Raw genomic sequence first — 19,847 nt, 5'->3', positions numbered from 1 at the left:
CTGTATTGACAGGGCGTAGTTCTTTCCGCTATTCTCCCCGTTTTCCCTCGCCGCAGCGCCTGGGTCCGCTACTTTGCTGTCACTGTTGTCAGCAAGGGGGACTCAATGCACAGTGGACAAAAACGGGCCTGGGGGCACCGTGTTCGGAAGATGGTTCCGGCCATGGCGATCGCGGTGGCGGCGGTCACGACCACAGTGGTCGCCCCGCCGGCCGCGGTGGCGGCGCCGATGGTGCCGACGCCCGTCGCCGACCCGTTCTTCGCCGCGCCGGCCAACCTGGCCGCGCTGGCGCCGGGTGAGGTGATCCGGTCTCGACCGGTGACCATCCAGCTCTACAGCTACCCGGTCTCCGGCTACCAGCTGGTCTACCGGTCCAACGACAGCCAGCAGAACCCTATCGCCGCAGCGACCACCGTGCTGCTGCCGGCCGACAACGGTCCGCGGCGGGTGGTCTCCTTCCAGGCCATCATCAACTCCATCAGCCCCGACTGCGCGCCGTCCCAGACGCTGCCCACCCGACGGTTCGGCGAGGAGTTCCACCTCGCGCTGCTGCTGCTGCTGGGCTACACCGTGACGGTCCCCGACCACGAGGGACCCAACGCCGCCTACGGCGCGGGGCGTCTCTCCGGGCAGGTGGTCCTCGACGGTGCCCGGGCGGTGCGGGGCTTCACCCCGCTGGGCATCGTCGGGCCCGACACTCCGTTCGGGCTGTGGGGGTACTCCGGCGGCGGACAGGCCACCGCGTGGGCCGCGCAGCTGCACGGCGCCTACGCGCCTGACCTGAACATCGTGGGCAGCGCCGAGGGCGGCGTCTCCTACGACCTCAACGACATCGCCCGCCGCAACGACGGGTCCGGCGCGTCGGGGCTGCTGCTGCGCTCCACCATCGGCCTCGGCCGGGAGTACCCGGATGCCGGCATCGAGGACCTGCTCAACGCCGAGGGGCAGAAGGTGCGGGACCAGCTGGCCACGGCGTGCGGCGACAGCACCAACTGGATCGGCGCGAACCGGCGGATCGACGAGCTCACCGTCACGCCCAACGCACTGGGCACCCCGGGCGTCCAGAATGCACTGGCGGACAACACCCTCGGTGGCAGCCCGCCGAAGTCGCCGGTGCTGATCTACCACGCGTTCATCGACATCCCGGTGCCCACCGAGGGCGCCGACCGGCTCGTCGGGCTGTACTGCGCGCAGGGGGCCGTCGTGGAGTCCCAGCGGATTCCGTGGCCCGACCACGGACTCCTGGCGATCCTGGGCATCCCGAGCGCCTTGGGCTTCCTGGGCGCCCGGTTCGGAGGGGCACCACCGGTCAACGTCTGCTGACCCACCACGCGCAGGGGGCCGGCTCACCCATGGGTGAGCCGGCCCCCTGCGTCGTGCAGGTGCGGACTACATCGCCGCGAGCGGCTCGCTGCCGGACCAGTCGTGGCCCCAGTAGCTGTCGGCGGTGATCTCCTCGCCGGAGTAGGTGCTCTGGTCGACCGTCATGCCCTCGGTGCCGAACTCGATGTCCCAGCCACCGGGTGCCCGCACGTAGAAGGACACCATCTTGTCGTTGGTGTGGCGGCCCAGGGTGGAGGACAGCGAGAACCCGTCCTTGGCCACGCGGTCCAGGGCCTGGCCCACGGCGTCGAGGGTGTCCACCTCCACCATGATGTGGATCAGGCCCGGGTCGCCGGACTTCTGGGTGGGGGCGAGCGCCAGGCTGTGGTGGCGCTCGTTGACCCCCAGGAAGCGGACCCGGATGGCGCCGTACTCCGGCGGGGTGGGCAGGCGGAAGGCGCCACGCGGGTAGAAGCCGAGCACCTCGGTGTAGAAGTCGAAGGTGCCGTTGAAGTCCTGCGCCGGCAGCACCACGTGACCCAGGCCCTGCGAGCCGGTGACGAACTTGGCGCCGTAGGGGGTGACGACGGGGCTGTGGTCGAGCACCGCGCCGTGGAAGATCTCGATGGCGGCGCCGGCCGGGTCGGTGAAGGCGATGACCTCCTCGACGCGGCGGGCGTCGGCCTCGGCGAGCGACAGCTGGGTCACCTCGACGCCCGCCTTCTCCAGGCGCTCGCGCACCCGCACCAGCGCGGCGTGGTCACCCACCTCCCAGCCCACGTTGACGACGCCGTCGGACTCAGCCGGGACGACGATGATGCGGGCGGCGCGCTCGTCCATGCGCAGGTACATCGCCTTCTCGTCGGGGCCGCTGCCCTCGGCGAAGCCCAGCACCTTGAAGGCGAAGGTGCGCCAGCGCTCCATGTCGGCGGTCTGGATCTTGACGTAGCCGAGGCCCTTGATGTCGGTCATCGTGTCTCCGTGTCTGTGGTGGAAGGTGCTGGTCAGAGAGAAATCAGATCATGGCGCGCAGCGCGCCCTGCGGCTCCGCGCCGAGCCGGCTCAGGGAGGCGGCGTGGAACACCGTGCTGGGAACGTGGATCGCGTGGTGCTGTCCGGCGTGGGCGTCCCGCCAGAACCGCTGCAGCGGCTTGTCCATCCGCAGGGCGTTGCCGCCACAGCGCGGGTAGATCTGGTCGATGGCGTTGACCGCGGTCCAGGCGGCGCGCACCTGGGTCTGGCGGCCAGCGGCGCGCTCCTCGAAGCTGACGGTCTTGCCGGCGTCGACCTTGTCCCAGATGCGGTCGACGTTGGCCAGCAGGCTGTCCCGGGCAGCGCGGAGGTCCGCGGTGGCCTGGCCGAAGTGGTACAGGGTGTAGGGGTCGTCCTTGATGGCCGTGCCCGAGGCGCCGATGCGGTCGGCCTGGTACTCGTTGGCGTGGTGCAGCAGACCCTCGCAGATGCCGAGCGTGGCCGAGGTGATGCCCAGCGGGAACATGGTGGACCAGGGCATGAGGTACAGCGTCTCGGTGCGTCCGTACTTGCGTGCCGCGGTGCCGTCGCAGACCTCTTCCCACTCCATCACCCGGTAGTCGGGCACGAAGGCGTCCTTGACCACGACGTCCTTGGAGCCGGTGCCGCGCAGGCCCACGACGTCCCAGGAGTCGTCGATGATCTGGTAGTCGGTGCGCGGGATGATCACGTGCAGCATCTTCGGCGGCATGACCATGCTGCCGTCGGGGTTGCAGGCGAAGGCACCGAGAAAGGCCCAGTCGCAGTGGTCGGTGCCTGAGGAGAACTGCCAGCGGCCGGAGAACTGGTAGCCGCCGTCCACCGGCACGCAGGTGCCGCCGGGCATGTACGGCGAGGCCATCCAGGTGTTCTCGTCCTCGCCCCAGATCTCCTGCTGCACCTTGGGGTCGGCGTAGGCCAGCTGCCACGGGTGCACACCGACGATGCCGTGCACCCAGCCCGCGGAGGGGTTGATGGAGGCAGTGCGCATCACCGTCTCGGCGAACTCCCGCGGGTGCACCTCCAGGCCGCCGAACTCCTTGGGCTGGAGCATGCGGATGGAGCCGGCGTCCTTCATCTTCTTCGCGGAGTCGTCGGCCAGGCGACCGATGCGCTCAGCCTCCTCGCCCTCGACGAAGAGGGCATCCGCGTGCTCGTTGATGCGGGCGAGAACCTCGTAGCTCATGCAGTCGTCCTTCTGGGGGTGTCCGTGCCGGATGCTGCCGGAAGGTGCCGGCTCGCGCGCGGCGTGAAGGCTGGCGCGGCGCCCGGCGCCAGGGCGCGGTCCCGGACGACGTCGTCGGTGACGTGCATCAGTTCCTCCGCGGGGCCGCTCACGACGGCACTGGACAGTGCGTCTCGGCCATCGTGGCCCTGTGGGAGGTGAGGTAGCCGGCTCGTCCCGTTCAGCGGGAGCGGCGCGGCGGACGGCCCGCACCCTCGGCGGGGCAGGCTGTGCGTGGGGCAGGTCGGACTTGAACCGACGGCTGGCGGATTATGAGTCCGCTGCTCTAACCAGCTGAGCTACTGCCCCAGGTAGTGGACGGCTGGACGAGCCAGCCCTGAGCACACTAGCTGGGGACTGGCTCTGGAGTGGTGGCTCCCCCGACTGGACTCGAACCAGTAACCTGCCGATTAACAGTCGGCTGCTCTGCCAATTGAGCTACAGGGGACCGCAGTGCGCCGCTCCGGTGCTGCGTGGGGCGACGGGTTGAAACCTTAGCGCACGCCCCAGGGGGCCTCGCACCGGGCCAGGTTACCTCCGCCCGCGGTGCCCTGTACGACGCCGTACGGCAAGATGGACCGGGGCAGACGCACCGAGCGAGAGGGACCACCGACGATGATCGGGTATGTGATCGTGGCCGCGACCGGATACGTCATGGGCACCAAGGCCGGGCGCGAGCGCTACGAGCTGATCAACCGCAACTACCAGCGGATCGCCAACAGCCCCACCGCGCGCAAGCTGGCCGTCATCGCGCGCGACGTGGCGCGGGACAAGCTGCTGGTGGCGCTGGACGCCCCGTCGACCAGGCAGCTGGAGCCGCTGGACGCCGACGGCACGGTGTACGTGGAGAAGCAGCGCGGCGCCGCGCGCACCGGCACCGGCCCCACCCAGCCCTAGCGCGGCAGCTGCTCCGCCACCGAGGCGGCGATGTCGGCCACCACCTCGGCATCGGTGCCCCGGTCGACCCGCACCTGCAGCACCACCCCGTCGCGCCCGGGCACCGCGCGCTGCACGAACCACGCGCCGCCCCCGGGCAGCGCCTTGTGGTGGGTGGAGCGGATGCTCGACGTCACTCGCTCCTGCACCACCTGGGGCAGCTTGCCGGGCCGCTCCAGCGCGTAGCTGTGCCGCTCCGCGTCGGCCAGCAGCACGGCCCGTCCCGCCTGCCCGGTGACCTCGGCGACCACCAGCTCCAGCGCGGCGCCGTCCCAGGTGGCCTTGCTCACCAGGTGCCAGTCCAGCCGGCGCGGGCCGGCATCCCCCGGCACCCACAACCCCAGCCGCGTCGCCACCAGGTGCCCCTCGCGCAGGGGCGCCGCCACCAGCACCTCCTCCTGCGCCTCCAGCGTGCCCACCGAGCCCTCGGGAACCGGGACCCGGTGCAGCAGCCGGTCGAGCAGGCTCACCCCACGCCCTGCTCGCCGTTGGTCTGCTCCAGCAGTCCGCGCCGGTACTGCTCGAGGGCGACCAGGTCGCCGAAGAGGTTGTGGTACTCGTCCGGGTCGTCCGCCGGTGAGATGCGCTGCAGCCGCGACTTCAGCTCGGCCACCTGCTTGCCCACCCAGACCTCCTGCAGCCGCGACAGCACGCTCTGCACGTACCGGGGCTCGTCGGTGGTGGTGATCCGCAGCGGCTCCACCGACAGCTCGGTGAGCAGCGACCGCACGGTGGGCGCGGCCACCTGGTGGGCGACGGCGTCCATCCAGGCCGCGCCACCCAGCCCGGCGGCGGTGCCGCCGGCGGCGCCGATCGCGGCGTGCAGGGCCACGTAGGCGGGGTGGTCGAAGGTCTCCGGGGGCAGCGAGTCGAACACCGGCCCGGCCACGGCGGGCAGCTGCAGCGCGGCCTTGAGCGCCTCGCGCTGCACCCACAGCCGCGGGTCGGCCGGGTTGGGCCGGGCCGGCCCCTCCGGTGCGGCCACGACCTCCACGGCGCGCGTGCGGCGCGGGCGCACCGGCCGCTCCCCCGCGCTCTCCCGCACCCGGCGCAGCACGTCGGCGGTCTCGTCCCAGCCGATCCAGCCGGCGAGCTGGCGGGCGTACTCGTCGCGCAGCGCCACGTCCTTGATGCGGGCCACCACCGGCGCGGTGCGGCGCAGCGCCTCCACCCGGCCCTCGGCGGTCTCCAGGTCGTGCTCGGCCAGCAGCGCCTTGACGGCGAAGGCGAACATCGGGGTCCGCCGGGCCACCAGGTCACGCACCGCGGCGTCGCCGGAGGCCTGCCGCAGCTCGCACGGGTCCTGTCCGGCCGGGGCCACCGCGATGAACGTCTGGGCGGCGAACTTCTGGTCGCTGTCGAAGGCCTTGAGCGCCGCCGCCTGCCCGGCCTTGTCACCGTCGAAGGTGTAGATCACCTCGCCGCGGAAGTAGGAGTCGTCCATCAGCAGCCGGCGCAGCACCCCCATGTGCTCCTCGCCGAAGGCGGTGCCGCAGGTGGCCACCGCGGTGGTCACCCCAGCCAGGTGCATGGCCATCACGTCGGTGTAGCCCTCCACGATGACCACCTGGTGGCGCTTGGCGATCTCCCGCTTCGCCAGGTCCAGCCCGAAGAGCACCTGCGACTTCTTGTAGAGCATGGTGTCGGAGGTGTTGACGTACTTCGCCTCGAGGGTGTCGTCGTCGTAGAGCTTGCGGGCGCCGAAGCCGATGACGTCGCCGCCGAGGTTGCGCAGCGGCCACAGCAGCCGGCGCCGGAAGCGGTCGATCGGGCCGCGCTTGCCCTCGAAGGCCAGGCCCGCCTCGATGAGCTCCTTGGCCTCGAAGCCCTTGTTCAGCAGGTGCTTGGTGAGGGTGTCCCAGCCGCCGGGTGCGTAGCCACAGCCGAAGGTCAGCCACGCCGCGGCGTCGAAGTTGCGCTCCACGAGGTAGGCGCGGGCGGCCTCGGCGTCGGGCTCGCGCAGCCGGGCGGCGTAGAACTCCTGCGCCGCGGCATTGGCCGCCACCAGCCGGGCCCGGGTGCCGCGGTCGCGGTGCACGGTGGTGCCGCCGCCCTCGTAGGTGATCTTGTAGCCCACCCGGTCGGCCAGGCGCTCCACCGTCTCCACGAAGCTGAGGTGCTCCACGTTCTGGATGAAGCTGATGGCGTCACCGCCCTCGCCGCAGCCGAAGCAGTGGTAGGTGCCGTGCTCGGGCCGGACGTTGAACGAGGGGCTCTTCTCGTCGTGGAAGGGGCACAGGCCCTTCAGCGAGCCGCTGCCCGCGGGCTTGAGCGCCACGTAGTCGCCGACGATCTCGTCGATGCGGGTGCGCTCACGAATCTCCGCGATGTCACGTTCGGGGATTCGGCCAGCCACGCCCTGGAGTCTAGGACCCGGCACCAGCGAGGGGCGACCACCTCCGCCTCGCTCAGGCACACTGCCCTGGTGAGCGTCACACCCGACGCGCTGGCCCAGCGCTTCGTCGAGCACCGGCCACACCTGCTGGCGGTCGGCTACCGGCTCACCGGCAGCATCGCCGACGCCGAGGACGCCGTGCAGGAGGCGTGGCTGCGCCTGGCCGGTCTGGGTGCCGACGCCGCGACGGAGATCACCAACCTGCCCGCCTGGCTCACCACCGTGGTCAGCCACCTCTGCCTGGACCGGCTCCGCTCGGCCGCGGCGCGCCGCGAGACCTACCCCGGCCCGTGGCTGCCCGAGCCGGTGGTCACCTCCCTGGACGCCGCGGGTGCCGACCCGCTGGAGCGGCTGGTGCACGACGACGACGTGCGCCTGGCCGTGCTGGTGGTGCTGGACACCCTCAGCCCGGAGCAGCGGGTGGCGTACGTGCTGCACGACGCCTTCGGGGTGCCCTTCGCCGACGTGGCCGCGACGCTGGGCTGCACGGTGGCCGCGGCCCGCCAGCACGCCTCCCGCGGCCGGCGGCGGCTGGCCGAGGCCGGCCCAGCTCCGCGCACCGTGCCCGCCGCCCAGCAGCAGCTGGTGGGTGAGCTCTTTGCGGCGCTGGCCACCGGGGACGTGCCCGCGGTGACCGCGCTGCTGCACCCCGACGTGGCGCTCACCGGCGACGGTGGTGGCCGGGCGCGCACCGCGCTGAAGGTGGTGGTCGGGGCCGAGAAGGTGGCGCGGTTCCTGCTCGGCCTGGTGCACAAGTACGGCTACGACCAGGCCCGGGCGGTGCCGGTGCTGGTCAACGGCGAGCTGGGGCTGGTGCTGCCGGCTGACCCCGGCGACGCCGAGCACGCGGCCACCGGCACGCACGTGGTCACCCTGGACGTGCGCGACGGGGTGATCACCGCGATCTACGACGTGGCCAACCCGGACAAGCTGCGCCACCTGCCCGCCTGAGCGCGCCAGCTCACGGCCGCGGCCCTGGGCTGGCGACGGGCACCGCGCACGCCGACCCGCTGGTGAAGCCCTGGTCGGTGATCCCCAGGGCGGCGTTGCCCCGTGCCCGGGCGTTCTCCAGCGCCACCAGGTAGGTGAGCTCCAGCAGCCCGGCGTGGCCCAGCCGACGGTCCAGCTCAGCCACCTGCTCGTCGGTGACGGTGACCGGCAGCGCCGTCATGGCCCCGGCGTAGTCCAGCGCCAGCCGCTCGGTGTCGGTGTACAGCGGCGAGGTGGCGTAGTCGTCGAGGTGGCGCAGCCGGTCGGCGTCCAGCCCGCGGTGCAGGGCGAGCATCGCGCCGAAGTCGACGCACCACGAGCAGCCCACCACCGTGGCGGTGCGGTGCTGGACCAGCTCGCGCAGGCTCGGCTCCAGCACGGTGGCCGCCCGCTCCACCGCCGTCTCGTGTACCGCGGAGGCCAGCATCAGTCGCCGGTGGTGCCCGGCCACCGCCACCGGCTCGGGCACCGCCCCGAAGCGCCGGCGGGCGTAGGCGTGCACCACCCGGTTGAGCAGGCCGGCACCGCGGCTGGGCACAGCAGGAACACGAGGCATGGTCGTCATCTCCTCCGGCTGGGCCCACCCGGTGTGGGCCGCACACCCTCCCGACGAGGCGGTGCACCCGGACGTGACACCGGCACCCCACTTCCGCTGTTGTGTGACGTGGCTCACTGGCATGATCGGCCCATGCGCGGACTGATGCAGGACTACCCGCTCACCATCGACTCCCTCTTCCGGCGGGCGGAGACGCTCTACCCGGACCGGGAGCTGGTCAGCGCCGGCCCGGCGCCGGTCCGCACCACCTACGGGCAGTGGGCCGAGCGCACCCGACGGGTCGGCGGGATGCTGAACACCCTGGGCCTGAGCCCGGACGCCCGGGTGGGCACCTTCGCGTGGAACTCCACCCGCCACCTGGAGCTGTACTTCGCCGCCCCGTGCACCGGGCGCGTGCTGCACACCCTGAACATCCGGCTGTTTCCCGAGCAGCTCACCTACGTGGCCGACCACGCCGGGGACGAGGTGGTGTTCGTGGACCGCTCGCTGCTGCCCCTGCTGGCCCCGCTGCTGAACTCCATCCCGTCGGTCACCAACGTGGTGGTGATGGACGACGGCGCCGGCCCCGACGCGGCGGACGTGGTGATCACCACCGCTGAGGTGCACGACTACGAGGACCTGCTGAGCCAGTGCGACCCGGTGGACTTCCACGTCGACGACGAGCTGCAGGCCGCCGCCATGTGCTACACCAGCGGCACCACCGGCAACCCCAAGGGCGTCGTCTACTCCCACCGGTCCACCTGGCTGCACTCGATGTCGATGATGACCACCGCCGCGATGGCGGTGGCCGAGAGCGACGTCATCCTGCCGGTGGTGCCGATGTTCCACGCCAACGCCTGGGGCCTGGCGCACGCCGCGCCGATGGCCGGGGCGTCGCTGGTGCTGCCCGGTGCGGACCTGTCCCCGCAGTCGCTGCTGCAGCTGATGATCGACGAGCGGGTGACCCTCGCCGCCGGGGTGCCCACCATCTGGGCGGGCATGCGGCCCCTGCTCGCCGACGTCACGCTGCCCGCGCTGCGCGCCGTGCTGTGCGGCGGCTCGGCGGTGCCCGAGGCGCTCGCCGAGCTCTACCGCACCACCCTGGGCGTGCCGGTGCTGCAAGCCTGGGGCATGACCGAGACCCACCCGGTGGCCAGCGTCGGGCACGTCCCGCACCGCGAGCACCAGGCCGGCGACGCCGCCCAGGCCGCCCTGCGGGCCCGCCAGGGCACCCCGGTGCCCGGCGTGGAGCTGCGCATCGTGGAGCCGGGCGCCACCACCCCGCTGCCCTGGGACGACGTCACCAGCGGGGAGCTGCAGGTGCGGGGGCCGTGGGCGGCGGCCGGCTACCACCGCCCCGACCCGGGGGTGGAGCTGATGACCGCGGACGGGTGGATGCGCACCGGCGACGTGGCCTGCGTGGACGCCTTCGGCAACGTGCGCGTGGTGGACCGCACCAAGGACCTGGTGAAGTCCGGCGGCGAGTGGATCAGCTCGGTGGAGCTGGAGAACCACCTGATGGCGCACCCCGGCGTGGCCGAGGCGGCGGTGATCGGCATCGCCCACCCCAAGTGGGACGAGCGCCCGCTGGCCTGCGTGGTGCGCTCGGACGGCTCCAGCGTCACCGCCGAGGAGCTGCTGGAGCACCTGGGCCCGCGGGTGGCCCGGTGGTGGCTGCCCGACGCAATCGAGTTCATCGACGAGGTGCCCAAGACCAGTGTCGGCAAGTTCTCCAAGAAGGACCTGCGCACGGAGTTCGCCGACTACCAGCTGCCCGACTGAGCGGCCTCAGGAGCTGAGCAGGCCGCCCTCGCGCAGCATCCGCTCCAGCCGAGCCTCGGTGCACGAGGCGATCTGGTCCAGCACCACCCGGCGGCGGGCGGCGTCGTCGGCGGCGTGGCGCCAGTGGTCGGCGAACATCGGGTCCAGCGCCGGCTCCCCCGCCGCCAGCAGCAGCTGCACCGCCGCGTGCACCCACTCCCGCTGCCGGTTCTGCTCGGCCAGGCGCACCGGGTCGCTCATCACGTAGCGCAGCGCCATCGCCTTGAGCACCGCCACCTCTCCGGCCACCACCGGCGGCACCGACAGGTCGGCCGCGTAGCGGGTGAGCGCACCGTCGCCGGCCACCGCCCGCGTCCCGGTGACCGCGGCGGAGGCGAAGCGGCCCACCAGCTCGCTGGTGAGCCGCTTGAGCGACACCGAGGCGGTGAGCGAGCCGTCGTAGGGCCACACCGCGGCCACCACCGGCAGGTGCGCCAGTCCCGCAGCCGCCTCGATCAGCACCCCCTCGTCGGCCTCGCGGACGTAGCGCCGCGCCAGCTGGGCCAGCACCCGCTGCTCGCTGGGCACGCCCAGGGCGCGCAGGTCGATGCGGCCGGCGATGATGCCGTCCTCCACGTCGTGCACGGAGTAGGCGACGTCGTCGGCCCAGTCCATCACCTGGGCCTCCAGGCACCGGCGGCCCTGCGGCGCTCCCTCGCGCACCCAGGCCAGCGCCTCGGCGTCGTCGTCGTAGGCGCCGTACTTCACCTCCCCGTCCCGGCGCAGCCACGGGTACTTGATGGCGGCGTCCAGGGCGGCACGGGTGAGGTTGAGCCCGGCGCTGCGGCCGGTCTCGTCGAGCACCTTGGGCTCCAGGCGGGTGAGGATGCGCAGGTTCTGGGCGTTGCCCTCGAAGCCGCCGCAGCTGGTGGCCGCCTCGTTGAGGGCCTGCTCCCCGTTGTGGCCGTACGGCGGGTGGCCGATGTCGTGGGCGAGCCCGGCAGCGTCCACCACGTCGGGGTCACAGCCCAGCTCCAGGGCGATGCCCCGGCCGATCTGGGCCACCTCCAGCGAGTGGGTCAGCCGGGTGCGCGGGGTGTCGCCGTCGCGCGGACCGACCACCTGCGTCTTGTCGGCCAGGCGGCGCAGCGCGGCGGAGTGCAGCACCCGGGCCCGGTCGCGGGCGAAGTCCGAGCGCGAGCCCGGGGCGGCGCCGGACAGCGCGGCCTGCTTGGGGGCCTCCAGCACCCGGCGGGCCACCGAGTGCTCGTCGTAGGCCGGCACGGCGGCTGCCACGACTACCAGTTCGCCGTGGTCTCGAACAGCGTGCTGGGCGCGTCGGTGAGCCGGTAGTACAGCAGCGCCCCCGTCTCGCGCATGATGCCCTGGAACTGGCTCTCCCTGGTGAGCACCGACGGGCCCTGCCGGGTGGGCGAGGACTGCGCGTGCAGGCCCTCGTTCTCGGCCATCGCCATGGTGCGGGCGGAGTGCCAGGGGTCGCTGACCACCACCACGCTGCTGAGGTTGTCCGCCCGCATCAGCTCCGCCACCGCCTTGATGCTGCCCAGCGTGTCGGCACCGTCCTCCACCGCCACGATGGCGCTGGCCGGCACCCCGGCGTCGACCAGGTAGCTGCGCCCAGAGGCGGCCTCGGTGAACTCGTCCCCGGGCTGCTTGCCGCCCACGGTGATCACCAGCGGCGCCACACCCTCGGCGTAGAGCGCCCTGGCGTGCTCCAGGCGGGCGGCGAAGACCGCCGACGGGGTGCCGTCGTACTGGGCCGCACCCAGCACGAGCAGCGCGTCGGCCGGCGTGCGGTCGTCGTCGCGGGCCACCTGCCACACCCGCAGCGCGGTGCCGCACACCAGCACGACAGCCATGACGAGGGTGCCCACCACCAGGCGCACGGCCCAGGCCCCCAGTGCACTTCGGCGTCGCATGCTCACGCCTTGATCCTGCCAGTGGTTGCGGAGAGGGCTCTGGGAGCGCGCCCAGAACGGACCGAGATGATCTCGGCCACCACCGACACCGCGGTCTCCGCCGGGGTGCGCGCACCGAGGTCCAGGCCCACCGGCCCGTGGATGCGGGCCAGCTCCTCCTCGGTGGCGCCGGCCGCCAGCAGCCGCTCGCGGCGCGCGGCCTGGGTGTGCCGCGAGCCCAGCGCCCCGGCGAAGCCGGCCCCCCGCGCGGTGCGCAGCAGGGCGCCGTCGAAGGCTGGGTCGTGGTCGAGCACCACCACGGCGTCGGCCGCGGTGAGCCCGGCCACCGTCTGCTCGGTCTCGGCCACCCCGGTGCGCACCAGCACGTCCCAGTCCAGCAGCCGAGCCTGGGCGCCGAGAGCATCGGCCAGCGCGCCCCCACCCACCAGCACCAGCCGGCTGCGCGGCACCAGCACGTCCACCAGCGCCTGCCCGCCGTCGGTCAGCTCGACGGTCTCGGTGCAGCTGCGGCCGCGGCGCAGCAGCCCGCGCACCGCAGCCAGCGCCGGCTCGGGGTCGTCCAGCTCGGTGCTGACCTGCTCGGCGTCGCGACCGACGGTGACCACCAGCCCGGCCGGCGCGGACAGCAGCGCGACCGGGGAGCCGGCGAGGAAGCCGTCTGCCACCAGCTCGGCGGCCGCGTCCGGGAGCAGGTGGGCGTGCAGGGTGGCCCGTCCCGCGCAGGCCAGCCCGCTGCGCTCGGCGTTGCTCTCGTCCACGGCCACCTCGGCCTGGCGCGCGACGCCGTCGGCGAGCACCTGGGCCGCCAGCCCCCTGGCCTGCTCGTCGGCCGCTCCGGACAGCAGGCTGCCGTGCAGCTCCGCGCCGTCGCTGAGCAGCAGCTGGGTGGGAGCGGTGGCGCCGAAGCCGTGCACCTCGCTCACCCGCACCACGCACACCGGGGTGTCGTTCAGCCGCCAGCGGGTGAGGGCAGCACCCAGGTCCACGAGTTCAGCCATGCCTCCATCGTGCCCTACCCGCGCACCAACCCTGTTGCCCGGCAACGGCGTCCTGCCGGCCTGCAGGGCTGCGCGCAAACCCCCGCTCCGCCCGGCGTGGCGCGCCTAGAATCCGCCCATGCACCCTCTGGCCGCGATCGCGCGCGCAATCGGCACCAAGCCGTGGTTGATGAAGATCGAGCCGGCCATCCCGCGGGTGGAGCGGTGGCTGGCCCGGCTCACCCACGGCCGGATCACCCTGTTGCGCCTGGCCGGCCTGCCGGGGGTGCGGATCACCGTGCCGGGCCGCACCAGCGGCAAGCCGCGCACCACCAACCTGCTCTGCGTGCCCCACGGCGACTCGTTCATCGTCAACGGCTCCAACTGGGGCCGTCCCCAGCACCCGGCGTGGACGGCGAACCTGATGGCCGCCGACACCGCGGAGGTGTTCTTCGAGGGCGACACCTTCACCTGCCAGGTGCGCCAGGTCACCGGCGAGGAGCGCGCCAGGCTGTGGCCGCTGATGCTGCAGGTGTGGCCCGGATACCGGATGGAGCACGAGATGTCCGGCCGGGAGTCGCGGGTGTTCGTGCTCACGCCGGTCGCAGCCAGCGCCGCTGCCTGAGCAGCGCGGGCCGCGACCGGAGGTGAGTCAGGGCGTCAGCAGCCGATGAGCCGCGCGGCCAGGTAGCTCTCCACCTGGTCCAGCGCCACCCGCTCCTGCGCCATGGAGTCCCGCTCGCGCACGGTGACGGCCTGGTCGTCGAGGGTGTCGAAGTCCACGGTCAGGCAGAACGGCGTGCCGATCTCGTCCTGGCGGCGGTAGCGGCGGCCGATGGCTCCGGCGTCGTCGAACTCCACGTTCCAGTGCTCGCGCAGCTTCGCGGCCAGCTCCTTGGCCTTGGGCGTCAGGTCGGCGTTGCGGCTCAGCGGCAGCACGGCGGCCTTGACCGGCGCCAGCCGGCGGTCCAGCCGCAGCACCACGCGCTTGTCCACCCCGCCCTTGGCGTTGGGCGCCTCGTCCTCGGTGTAGGCGTCCAGCAGGAAGGCCATCATGGCCCGGCCCACGCCGGCTGCCGGCTCGATGACGTAGGGGGTGTAGCGGGTGCCGCTGGCCTGCTCGAAGTAGTCCAGCGAGGTACCGGAGGCCTCGGAGTGGGTGCGCAGGTCGAAGTCGGTGCGGTTGGCCACCCCCTCGAGCTCGCCCCACTCGCTGCCGCCGAAGCGGAAGCGGTACTCGATGTCGGCGGTGCGGGTGGAGTAGTGCGACAGCTTCTCCTTGGGGTGCTCGAAGAGCCGCAGGTTGTCCGGGTTGATGCCCAGGTCGGTGTACCAGCGAGTGCGCTCCTCCAGCCAGTACTCGTGCCACTCCGCGTCGGTGCCGGGCTCGACGAAGAACTCCATCTCCATCTGCTCGAACTCCCGGGTGCGGAAGATGAAGTTGCCCGGGGTGATCTCGTTGCGGAAGCTCTTGCCGATCTGGCCGATGCCGAACGGCGGCTTGCGCCGCGACGCCGTGAGCACGTTGGCGAAGTTCACGAAGATGCCCTGCGCGGTCTCCGGGCGCAGGTAGTGCAGACCCTCCTCGGAGTCCACCGGGCCGAGGAAGGTCTTGAGCAGGCCGGAGAAGGCGCGCGGCTCGGTCCACTCGCCGCGGGTGCCGCAGCTGGCGCAGACGATGTCGGCCAGGCCGTTCTCCGGCTCGCGGCCCTTCTTCTCGGTGTACTCCTCCACGAGGTGGTCCTCGCGGTAGCGCTTGTGGCACTGCAGGCACTCCACCAGCGGGTCGGAGAAGGTGGCCACGTGGCCGGAGGCCTCCCAGACCTGGCGGGGCAGGATCACCGAGGAGTCGATGCCCACCACGTCGTCGCGGCGGGTGACCATGGACCGCCACCACTGGCGCTTGATGTTCTCCTTCAGCTCCACCCCCAGCGGCCCGTAGTCCCAGGCCGAGCGGGTGCCGCCGTAGATCTCCCCGCTGGGGAACACGAAGCCCCGTCGCTTGCAGAGGCTGACGACGGTATCGATGGGGGACGACTTGGCAGCCACTGAGATGAGCTCCATACAGGTATCGACGACGACGCGGTTGAACCCCAGACTATCCGGCGCACCAGGCGCACCTGTCCGGCTCCCCACCCGGTTTGTCGGCGCTCACTACGATGGGGGTCCACTCGTGATTTCACGACATCGGAGGCATTGGTGACCATCGAGGCAGAAGCGGTGCGGCACGCCGCCCACCGCACGCCGGTGGCTGCGGTGCCGCCCAAGGAGATCCTCGCCGGCGCGGGTGACCTGCTGCGCGCCCTGGCCGCCCCCGTGCGCATCGCCATCGTGCTGCAGCTGCGGGAGTCGCCACGCTCGGTGCACGAGCTGGTGGAGGCGCTCACCTTCTCCCAGCCCCTCGTCAGCCAGCACCTGCGGGTGCTCAAGGCGGCGGGCGTGGTGCACGGCGAGCGTGCCGGTCGCGAGGTGGTCTACAGCCTGGTGGACGAGCACCTGTCGCACATCGTGATCGACGCCGTCGCGCACGCCGAGGAGGACTGAGTGGCCGAGTCGACCAGGGGCGGCACCCGTGCGGCGGAGGTCCGCTCGCCCGAGGTGGGGGTGCGCGCCACCAAGCAGCGCAGCGCCATCTCCAGCCTGCTCGACGCCACCGAGGAGTTCCGCTCCGCCCAGGACCTGCACGAGCAGCTGCGCCGCCGCGGCGAGGGCATCGGGCTGACCACGGTGTACCGGACGCTGCAGAGCCTGGCCGACGCCGGCTCGGTGGACGTGCTGCGCAACGACAACGGCGAGGCGGTCTACCGCCGCTGCTCCTCCGGGCACCACCACCACCTGGTCTGCCGGCACTGCGGCGCCACCGTGGAGGTGGAGGGCCCGGCGGTGGAGCGCTGGGCGCAGACGGTGGCCACCGAGCACGGGTTCAGCGACGTCAGCCACACCGTCGAGGTCTTCGGCACCTGCCGGGCCTGCGCAGAGTCCCCGGACGCCGCGGGCTAGCAGCGCCCCGAGGAGACCCCGACCTAGCTGGCGGCCAGCACCTCGGTGCGCGCGTGCGAGGCGGCGGAGAGCACCAGCAGCAGCAGCGTGGCCAGGGCTTCGGTGTCCAGCCCCGCGGCCGGGAAGGCGTAGCGCAGGGTCACGTCGGCGCGGTCGCCGTCGTCGAGCAGCCCCAGCGCACCGAACTGCACGTTGGCACCGGCCCGGGCCACCGCCGCGTCCAGCACCGCACTGCGGTCGAGGTCCCACGCGATGACGCAGGTGACCGACAGCACCACCAGCCCCTCGGCCAGCTCGATGGCCTGCGCCGCGCAGGGCACCTCCCCGTGCGCGAAGGCCAGTGCCCCGCTGGGGTCGACCGCCACGTCCACGTACCGCTCCAGGGCGGTGCGGGCCTCGGCGAGCAGCTCAGGCGCCGTGCTCACTGCGCGACTCCCGTCGCGGTGCTCACCGGGGCTCCTGTGGCGCCCGCTCGGGCACCCCGCCGAAGCGTCGGTCGCGGGAGGCGTACTCCACGCACGCCGCCCACAGGTCGCGGCGGTCGAAGTCGGGGAACAGGGTGTGCTGAAAGACCATCTCCGCGTACGCCGACTGCCACAGCAGGAAGTTGGAGGTGCGCAGCTCGCCGGAGGGCCGCAGGAACAGGTCCACGTCGGGCATGTCCGGCTCGTCGAGGTGGCGGGCGAGCATCTTCTCGTCCACCTTCTCCGGGTTGATCTCCCCCGCCGCCACCCGGCGGGCGATCTCCCGGGCGGCGTCGGCGATCTCCGCCCGCCCGCCGTAGTTCACGCACATGGTCAGGGTGAGCACGGAGTTGCCCGCGGTGAGCTGCTCGGCGGTCTCCAGCTCGTTGATCACGCTGCGCCACAACCGAGGCCGACGACCGGCCCAGCGCACCCGCACGCCCATCTCGTTCATCTCGTCGCGGCGCCGGCGGATGACGTCGCGGTTGAAGCCCATCAGGAAGCGCACCTCCTCGGGGCTGCGCTTCCAGTTCTCGGTGGAGAAGGCGTACACCGACAACCACTCCACGCCCAGCTCGATGGCACCGCTCACCACGTCCATCAGCACGGCCTCGCCTCGCTCGTGCCCGGCGGTGCGGGGCAGCCCGCGCTCCTGGGCCCAGCGGCCGTTGCCGTCCATCACCAGGGCGACGTGGCGGGGCACCAGCTCCGGCTGCAGCAGCGGGGGCAGGGCGCCGGAGGGGTGCGGATCTGGCGGACGGACCGTCCGCTCAGACGCGGTGCGCAGACGTCGGCGTGGGATCACGGTGCCCATCCTGCCGGAGGGTGTCTGGGGTGTCGGTCTCCGGACCGGCCACCGGGGCGGGCGCGTGGTGCGGACGGCTGCGCTCGATCAGCGGCAGGGTGCGCAGCTGGCGCTCCAGGTGCCACTGCAGGTGCGCGGCCACCAGCCCGCTGGCCTGGCGGCGGACGCTGCTGGTGACGTCCTCGGTGGTCGACCACTGCCCGTGCAGCAGGGCCAGCATCAGCTCGATCACCTCGGGGCTCGGGGTGGCCGAGCCGGCCGGGCGGCAGTGCACGCAAACCGCACCGCCGGCGGCCACGTGGAAGGCCCGGTGCGGTCCGGGCGCTGCGCAGCGCGCGCACTCCGCCAGCGCCGGTGCCCAGCCCGCGAACGCCATGGCCCGCAGCAGGAAGGCGTCGAGCACCAGCTCCGGAGCCCGGTCACCGGCGGCCAGCGCGCGCAGGGCGCCGACGGTGAGCAGGTGCAGCCGCAGCACCGGCGTGCGCTCCTCGCTGGCCAGCCGCTCCGCCGTCTCCAGCACGGCGCAGCCGGTGGTGTAGCGGGTGTAGTCGGCGGCCAGCGGGCTGCTGAAGGCGTCCAGGGTCTGCACCTGGGTGATGATGTCGAGGTTGCGGCCGGGGTAGAGCTGCACGTCGATGTGCTCGAAGGGCTCCAGACGGGCGCCGAACTTCGACCGGGTGCGGCGGATGCCCTTGGCCACCCCACGGACCACGCCGTGCTGGCGGGTGAGCAGGGTGATGATGCGGTCGGCCTCCCCCAGCTTGTGCTGCCGGAGCACCACCGCGTTGTCTCGGTAGAGCCTCACGCTGCCATCGTCGCACTCCGGCCGTCGCGCTTCACCATCGCTAGACCTGCAGCCCGGTGAACGGCGCCCACGGCAGGTTGCGCACCACGAACCAGGTCAGCGTGACCACCAGCGCCACCCTGGGCACCCAGCTGACGTGCTGCCAGGAGCGCACCAGGTGGCCACGGCGCAGGCTCAGCACCCAGGCGCCCCACGCCCACACCATCATCACCACCGCCACCAGGGCGACAGCGTTGTACCGCAGCGCACCCGTGACGTCACCGTGCAACAGCGTGTAGACCATCCGCATGCCGCCGCAGCCGGGGCAGGTGAGGCCCAGCAGCGCGTTGGTCGGGCACACCGGCAGCACGCCACCCGGCGTGGTGGGGTCGGCAAGCCACAGCAGCGCGCACCCGGCCACGGCGGCCGCCGCCGCACCGGCCGGCGCGAGCCAGCGGGGGCGGTCGGCCGGCGGGGCCGAGAACGGGTGCGCGGTGCTCACGGCATTGCCTCCGGTGGTGCTGCGACTGACCGGACCAATCTAGCGAGCGGCCCCGACAGCGTTGGTGCCGTCGACGCGCTGCCTAGCTGCTGGTGTCGGTGTCCAGCTCAAAGCTGGCGAAACCGGCGGCGATCCCGATGACGTACAACACCAGGAACCCAACGGTGGTGCAGGCCGCGTAGATGGCGAACTTCTTGGCCTGGTCGGCCGACGCCCGGGCGGCGTCGTGCTGGCCCTGCGCCCACAGCGAGCTGACCTGGGTCGCCTTGACGATCGAGACGACGCCCAGCGGCAGGCAGCAGAACACGGTGGACAGGATCGCCCACACCAGGTGGTTGTCCGGCGCCGCCATCGGCGCCCCGTACCCGCCCTGGCCGGAGCCGCCCTGACCGTAGCCACCCTGGTCATAGCCACCCTGGCCGTAGCCGGGCTGGCCCTGCCCGTGCTGCTCCTTGTCCCAGCCTGAGCCCGGTCCGTTGGACGTGGTCATCGCTTCCCCCCAGCGCGCGGTGGTCGCCCTCGGCGACCGGTCACCGAAAGTTACTGTGCCGCAACGTCGGTGGCAACCCCCGGGGTCAGTACCGCTGCGGGCTGAAGTACGCCTTGGCGGCGGGTCGGTACATGAACACGATGGCCGCGACCACGACCACCGCGGACACCAGGTTGACCACCGCGGCCAGGCCCGAGCCCTGGCTCAGGCTGAACACCGAGGACAGCACCCCGACGACGCCGAGCACCGTGAGCACGATGCGCGCCCAGTTGCGCCCGGCCCGCATCTTGAACACGAACAGCAGCTGCAGGGCCAGGATGATCAGCCCGATCACCGCGACCGACACCACGGTGGCGTTGACGACGGCGTCCACGTCAGCCGGTGCGCTGCCCTCCGCGATCAGGTCCTGCTTGAGCTTGTCCCGGTCGGTGGCCAGCAGCCCGACGACGGTGCCGATCAGCCCGATCACGATGCTGGCCAGCCAGAGCTTCCACGCCTTGTCCACGTCGGCGGGCACGGTGCGGGGCTGCTGCCCGGGGTCGTTGCTGCCCGGCATCGGCCCGAGGTTGCCGGGGCCACCCGGGTAGGCAGGGGTGCCGGAGGGATGCTGCGGGCCGTCGGTCATGAGGGTCTCCAGGGGACGCAGGGAAAGGAGGACACCCCGAAACTACCCAGGAGAACCGGACATCGGGCCCAACGACGTCCCACG

The 19,847-nt window shown here is 72.5% G+C and carries 22 protein-coding genes and 2 tRNA genes; 7 read left to right on the top strand and 17 right to left on the bottom strand.

All coding sequences use genetic code 11. From position 1 onward, the window contains the following. The first annotated feature begins 162 nt into the window (after positions 1-162). Positions 163-1,323, top strand: coding sequence for a lipase family protein (locus AC3YO9_RS08715; protein WP_164860638.1), 1,161 nt, complete (start codon positions 163-165; stop codon positions 1,321-1,323). A gap of 66 nt (positions 1,324-1,389) precedes the next feature. Here AC3YO9_RS08715 and bphC read toward each other — a convergent pair whose 3' ends face one another. The 4 genes from bphC to AC3YO9_RS08695 form a co-directional block, all read right to left on the bottom strand. Next, positions 1,390-2,295: a biphenyl-2,3-diol 1,2-dioxygenase gene (gene bphC / locus AC3YO9_RS08710; RefSeq protein WP_127783432.1), complete on the bottom strand. Its 906-nt coding sequence runs from the start codon at positions 2,293-2,295 to the stop codon at positions 1,390-1,392. A 43-nt stretch (positions 2,296-2,338) separates the two neighbouring features. After that, complete coding sequence (locus AC3YO9_RS08705; RefSeq protein WP_489982879.1) at positions 2,339-3,520, bottom strand: acyl-CoA dehydrogenase family protein; 1,182 nt, start codon at positions 3,518-3,520, stop codon at positions 2,339-2,341. Between the two features lie 274 nt (positions 3,521-3,794). After that, positions 3,795-3,868, bottom strand: a tRNA-Ile gene (locus AC3YO9_RS08700). Positions 3,869-3,931: 63 nt separating this feature from the next. Then, a tRNA-Asn gene (locus AC3YO9_RS08695) sits at positions 3,932-4,007 on the bottom strand. A gap of 167 nt (positions 4,008-4,174) precedes the next feature. On the opposite strand from AC3YO9_RS08695, the gene AC3YO9_RS08690 reads away from it, so the two are divergent. After that, positions 4,175-4,456: a hypothetical protein gene (locus tag AC3YO9_RS08690; protein WP_489982878.1), complete on the top strand. Its 282-nt coding sequence runs from the start codon at positions 4,175-4,177 to the stop codon at positions 4,454-4,456. On the opposite strand, the gene AC3YO9_RS08685 is transcribed toward AC3YO9_RS08690, so the two are convergent. Next, on the bottom strand, positions 4,453-4,965 hold the full coding sequence (locus AC3YO9_RS08685) for a hypothetical protein (RefSeq protein ID WP_489982877.1): 513 nt from the start codon (positions 4,963-4,965) through the stop codon (positions 4,453-4,455). The genes AC3YO9_RS08690 and AC3YO9_RS08685 overlap by 4 nt on opposite strands. Then, positions 4,962-6,851 carry a DNA primase gene (dnaG, locus tag AC3YO9_RS08680; RefSeq protein WP_489982876.1) on the bottom strand — a complete coding sequence of 630 codons (1,890 nt, stop codon included), beginning with the start codon at positions 6,849-6,851 and terminating at the stop codon, positions 4,962-4,964. The genes AC3YO9_RS08685 and dnaG overlap by 4 nt, the downstream gene beginning before the upstream one ends. A 69-nt stretch (positions 6,852-6,920) precedes the next feature. Between dnaG and AC3YO9_RS08675 the strand changes: the two genes are divergently transcribed. Beyond that, positions 6,921-7,841, top strand: coding sequence for a sigma-70 family RNA polymerase sigma factor (locus AC3YO9_RS08675; RefSeq protein WP_127783436.1), 921 nt, complete (start codon positions 6,921-6,923; stop codon positions 7,839-7,841). Between the two features lie 10 nt (positions 7,842-7,851). On the opposite strand, the gene AC3YO9_RS08670 is transcribed toward AC3YO9_RS08675, so the two are convergent. Then, positions 7,852-8,445: a carboxymuconolactone decarboxylase family protein gene (locus AC3YO9_RS08670; RefSeq protein ID WP_489982875.1), complete on the bottom strand. Its 594-nt coding sequence runs from the start codon at positions 8,443-8,445 to the stop codon at positions 7,852-7,854. Positions 8,446-8,568: 123 nt separating this feature from the next. On the opposite strand from AC3YO9_RS08670, the gene AC3YO9_RS08665 reads away from it, so the two are divergent. Then, positions 8,569-10,197, top strand: a complete 1,629-nt coding sequence (locus AC3YO9_RS08665) for a long-chain fatty acid--CoA ligase (RefSeq protein ID WP_489982874.1) — start codon at positions 8,569-8,571, stop codon at positions 10,195-10,197. 6 nt (positions 10,198-10,203) lie between these two features. On the opposite strand, the gene AC3YO9_RS08660 is transcribed toward AC3YO9_RS08665, so the two are convergent. Genes AC3YO9_RS08660 through AC3YO9_RS08650 form a run of 3 tightly spaced genes read right to left on the bottom strand, consistent with a single transcriptional unit; the run spans position 10,204 to position 13,114 of the window. Then, positions 10,204-11,460 carry a deoxyguanosinetriphosphate triphosphohydrolase gene (locus AC3YO9_RS08660; protein ID WP_489983447.1) on the bottom strand — a complete coding sequence of 419 codons (1,257 nt, stop codon included), beginning with the start codon at positions 11,458-11,460 and terminating at the stop codon, positions 10,204-10,206. 14 nt (positions 11,461-11,474) lie between these two features. Further along, a complete protein-coding gene (locus AC3YO9_RS08655) occupies positions 11,475-12,116 on the bottom strand; it encodes a YdcF family protein (protein ID WP_489983446.1) in 642 nt (213 codons plus the stop codon). 2 nt (positions 12,117-12,118) lie between these two features. Next, complete coding sequence (locus AC3YO9_RS08650) at positions 12,119-13,114, bottom strand: XdhC family protein (protein WP_489982873.1); 996 nt, start codon at positions 13,112-13,114, stop codon at positions 12,119-12,121. Positions 13,115-13,232: 118 nt separating this feature from the next. Here AC3YO9_RS08650 and AC3YO9_RS08645 point away from each other — a divergent pair, with 118 nt between their 5' ends. Then, the gene (locus AC3YO9_RS08645) at positions 13,233-13,718 is read left to right on the top strand and encodes a nitroreductase family deazaflavin-dependent oxidoreductase (RefSeq protein WP_241248901.1); all 486 of its coding nucleotides are present in this window, start codon (positions 13,233-13,235) and stop codon (positions 13,716-13,718) included. Positions 13,719-13,753: 35 nt separating this feature from the next. On the opposite strand, the gene AC3YO9_RS08640 is transcribed toward AC3YO9_RS08645, so the two are convergent. Next, positions 13,754-15,157, bottom strand: coding sequence for a glycine--tRNA ligase (locus tag AC3YO9_RS08640; protein WP_489982872.1), 1,404 nt, complete (start codon positions 15,155-15,157; stop codon positions 13,754-13,756). 135 nt (positions 15,158-15,292) lie between these two features. On the opposite strand from AC3YO9_RS08640, the gene AC3YO9_RS08635 reads away from it, so the two are divergent. Both AC3YO9_RS08635 and AC3YO9_RS08630 read left to right on the top strand, forming a co-directional pair. After that, the gene (locus AC3YO9_RS08635) at positions 15,293-15,637 is read left to right on the top strand and encodes an ArsR/SmtB family transcription factor (protein WP_489982871.1); all 345 of its coding nucleotides are present in this window, start codon (positions 15,293-15,295) and stop codon (positions 15,635-15,637) included. After that, on the top strand, positions 15,638-16,093 hold the full coding sequence (locus tag AC3YO9_RS08630) for a Fur family transcriptional regulator (RefSeq protein WP_489982870.1): 456 nt from the start codon (positions 15,638-15,640) through the stop codon (positions 16,091-16,093). A 23-nt stretch (positions 16,094-16,116) separates the two neighbouring features. On the opposite strand, the gene AC3YO9_RS08625 is transcribed toward AC3YO9_RS08630, so the two are convergent. The 6 genes from AC3YO9_RS08625 to AC3YO9_RS08600 all read right to left on the bottom strand — a co-directional run bounded on the left by AC3YO9_RS08625 (position 16,117) and on the right by AC3YO9_RS08600 (position 19,763). Beyond that, positions 16,117-16,518: a hypothetical protein gene (locus AC3YO9_RS08625; RefSeq protein ID WP_127783441.1), complete on the bottom strand. Its 402-nt coding sequence runs from the start codon at positions 16,516-16,518 to the stop codon at positions 16,117-16,119. A gap of 22 nt (positions 16,519-16,540) precedes the next feature. Beyond that, on the bottom strand, positions 16,541-17,371 hold the full coding sequence (locus AC3YO9_RS08620) for an isoprenyl transferase (RefSeq protein ID WP_489982869.1): 831 nt from the start codon (positions 17,369-17,371) through the stop codon (positions 16,541-16,543). Beyond that, positions 17,328-18,167, bottom strand: coding sequence for a DNA repair protein RecO (gene recO / locus AC3YO9_RS08615; RefSeq protein ID WP_127783442.1), 840 nt, complete (start codon positions 18,165-18,167; stop codon positions 17,328-17,330). The genes AC3YO9_RS08620 and recO overlap by 44 nt, the downstream gene beginning before the upstream one ends. 40 nt (positions 18,168-18,207) lie before the next feature. Further along, complete coding sequence (locus tag AC3YO9_RS08610; RefSeq protein WP_489982868.1) at positions 18,208-18,648, bottom strand: DUF2752 domain-containing protein; 441 nt, start codon at positions 18,646-18,648, stop codon at positions 18,208-18,210. 82 nt (positions 18,649-18,730) lie between these two features. Next, positions 18,731-19,138, bottom strand: a complete 408-nt coding sequence (locus AC3YO9_RS08605) for a CD225/dispanin family protein (RefSeq protein WP_127783444.1) — start codon at positions 19,136-19,138, stop codon at positions 18,731-18,733. A gap of 85 nt (positions 19,139-19,223) precedes the next feature. Next, positions 19,224-19,763: a hypothetical protein gene (locus tag AC3YO9_RS08600; RefSeq protein ID WP_489982867.1), complete on the bottom strand. Its 540-nt coding sequence runs from the start codon at positions 19,761-19,763 to the stop codon at positions 19,224-19,226. Between the last annotated feature and the right edge of the window lie 84 nt (positions 19,764-19,847).

The sequence above is a fragment of the Rhodococcus sp. Z6_132 genome, assembly GCF_058133635.1.
This window is presented reverse-complemented; position numbering and strand designations above follow the sequence as displayed.

Coding starts and splice junctions, on each gene's coding strand:
- AC3YO9_RS08715 (WP_164860638.1), top strand. CDS start 163: ATGGCGATCGCGGTGGCGGCGGTCACGACCACAGTGGTCGCCCCGCCG.
- bphC (WP_127783432.1), bottom strand. CDS start 2,295: ATGACCGACATCAAGGGCCTCGGCTACGTCAAGATCCAGACCGCCGAC.
- AC3YO9_RS08705 (WP_489982879.1), bottom strand. CDS start 3,520: ATGAGCTACGAGGTTCTCGCCCGCATCAACGAGCACGCGGATGCCCTC.
- AC3YO9_RS08690 (WP_489982878.1), top strand. CDS start 4,175: ATGATCGGGTATGTGATCGTGGCCGCGACCGGATACGTCATGGGCACC.
- AC3YO9_RS08670 (WP_489982875.1), bottom strand. CDS start 8,445: ATGACGACCATGCCTCGTGTTCCTGCTGTGCCCAGCCGCGGTGCCGGC.
- AC3YO9_RS08665 (WP_489982874.1), top strand. CDS start 8,569: ATGCGCGGACTGATGCAGGACTACCCGCTCACCATCGACTCCCTCTTC.
- AC3YO9_RS08655 (WP_489983446.1), bottom strand. CDS start 12,116: ATGCGACGCCGAAGTGCACTGGGGGCCTGGGCCGTGCGCCTGGTGGTG.
- AC3YO9_RS08650 (WP_489982873.1), bottom strand. CDS start 13,114: ATGGCTGAACTCGTGGACCTGGGTGCTGCCCTCACCCGCTGGCGGCTG.
- AC3YO9_RS08645 (WP_241248901.1), top strand. CDS start 13,233: ATGCACCCTCTGGCCGCGATCGCGCGCGCAATCGGCACCAAGCCGTGG.
- AC3YO9_RS08640 (WP_489982872.1), bottom strand. CDS start 15,157: ATGGAGCTCATCTCAGTGGCTGCCAAGTCGTCCCCCATCGATACCGTC.
- AC3YO9_RS08620 (WP_489982869.1), bottom strand. CDS start 17,371: ATGGGCACCGTGATCCCACGCCGACGTCTGCGCACCGCGTCTGAGCGG.
- AC3YO9_RS08605 (WP_127783444.1), bottom strand. CDS start 19,138: ATGACCACGTCCAACGGACCGGGCTCAGGCTGGGACAAGGAGCAGCAC.
- AC3YO9_RS08600 (WP_489982867.1), bottom strand. CDS start 19,763: ATGACCGACGGCCCGCAGCATCCCTCCGGCACCCCTGCCTACCCGGGT.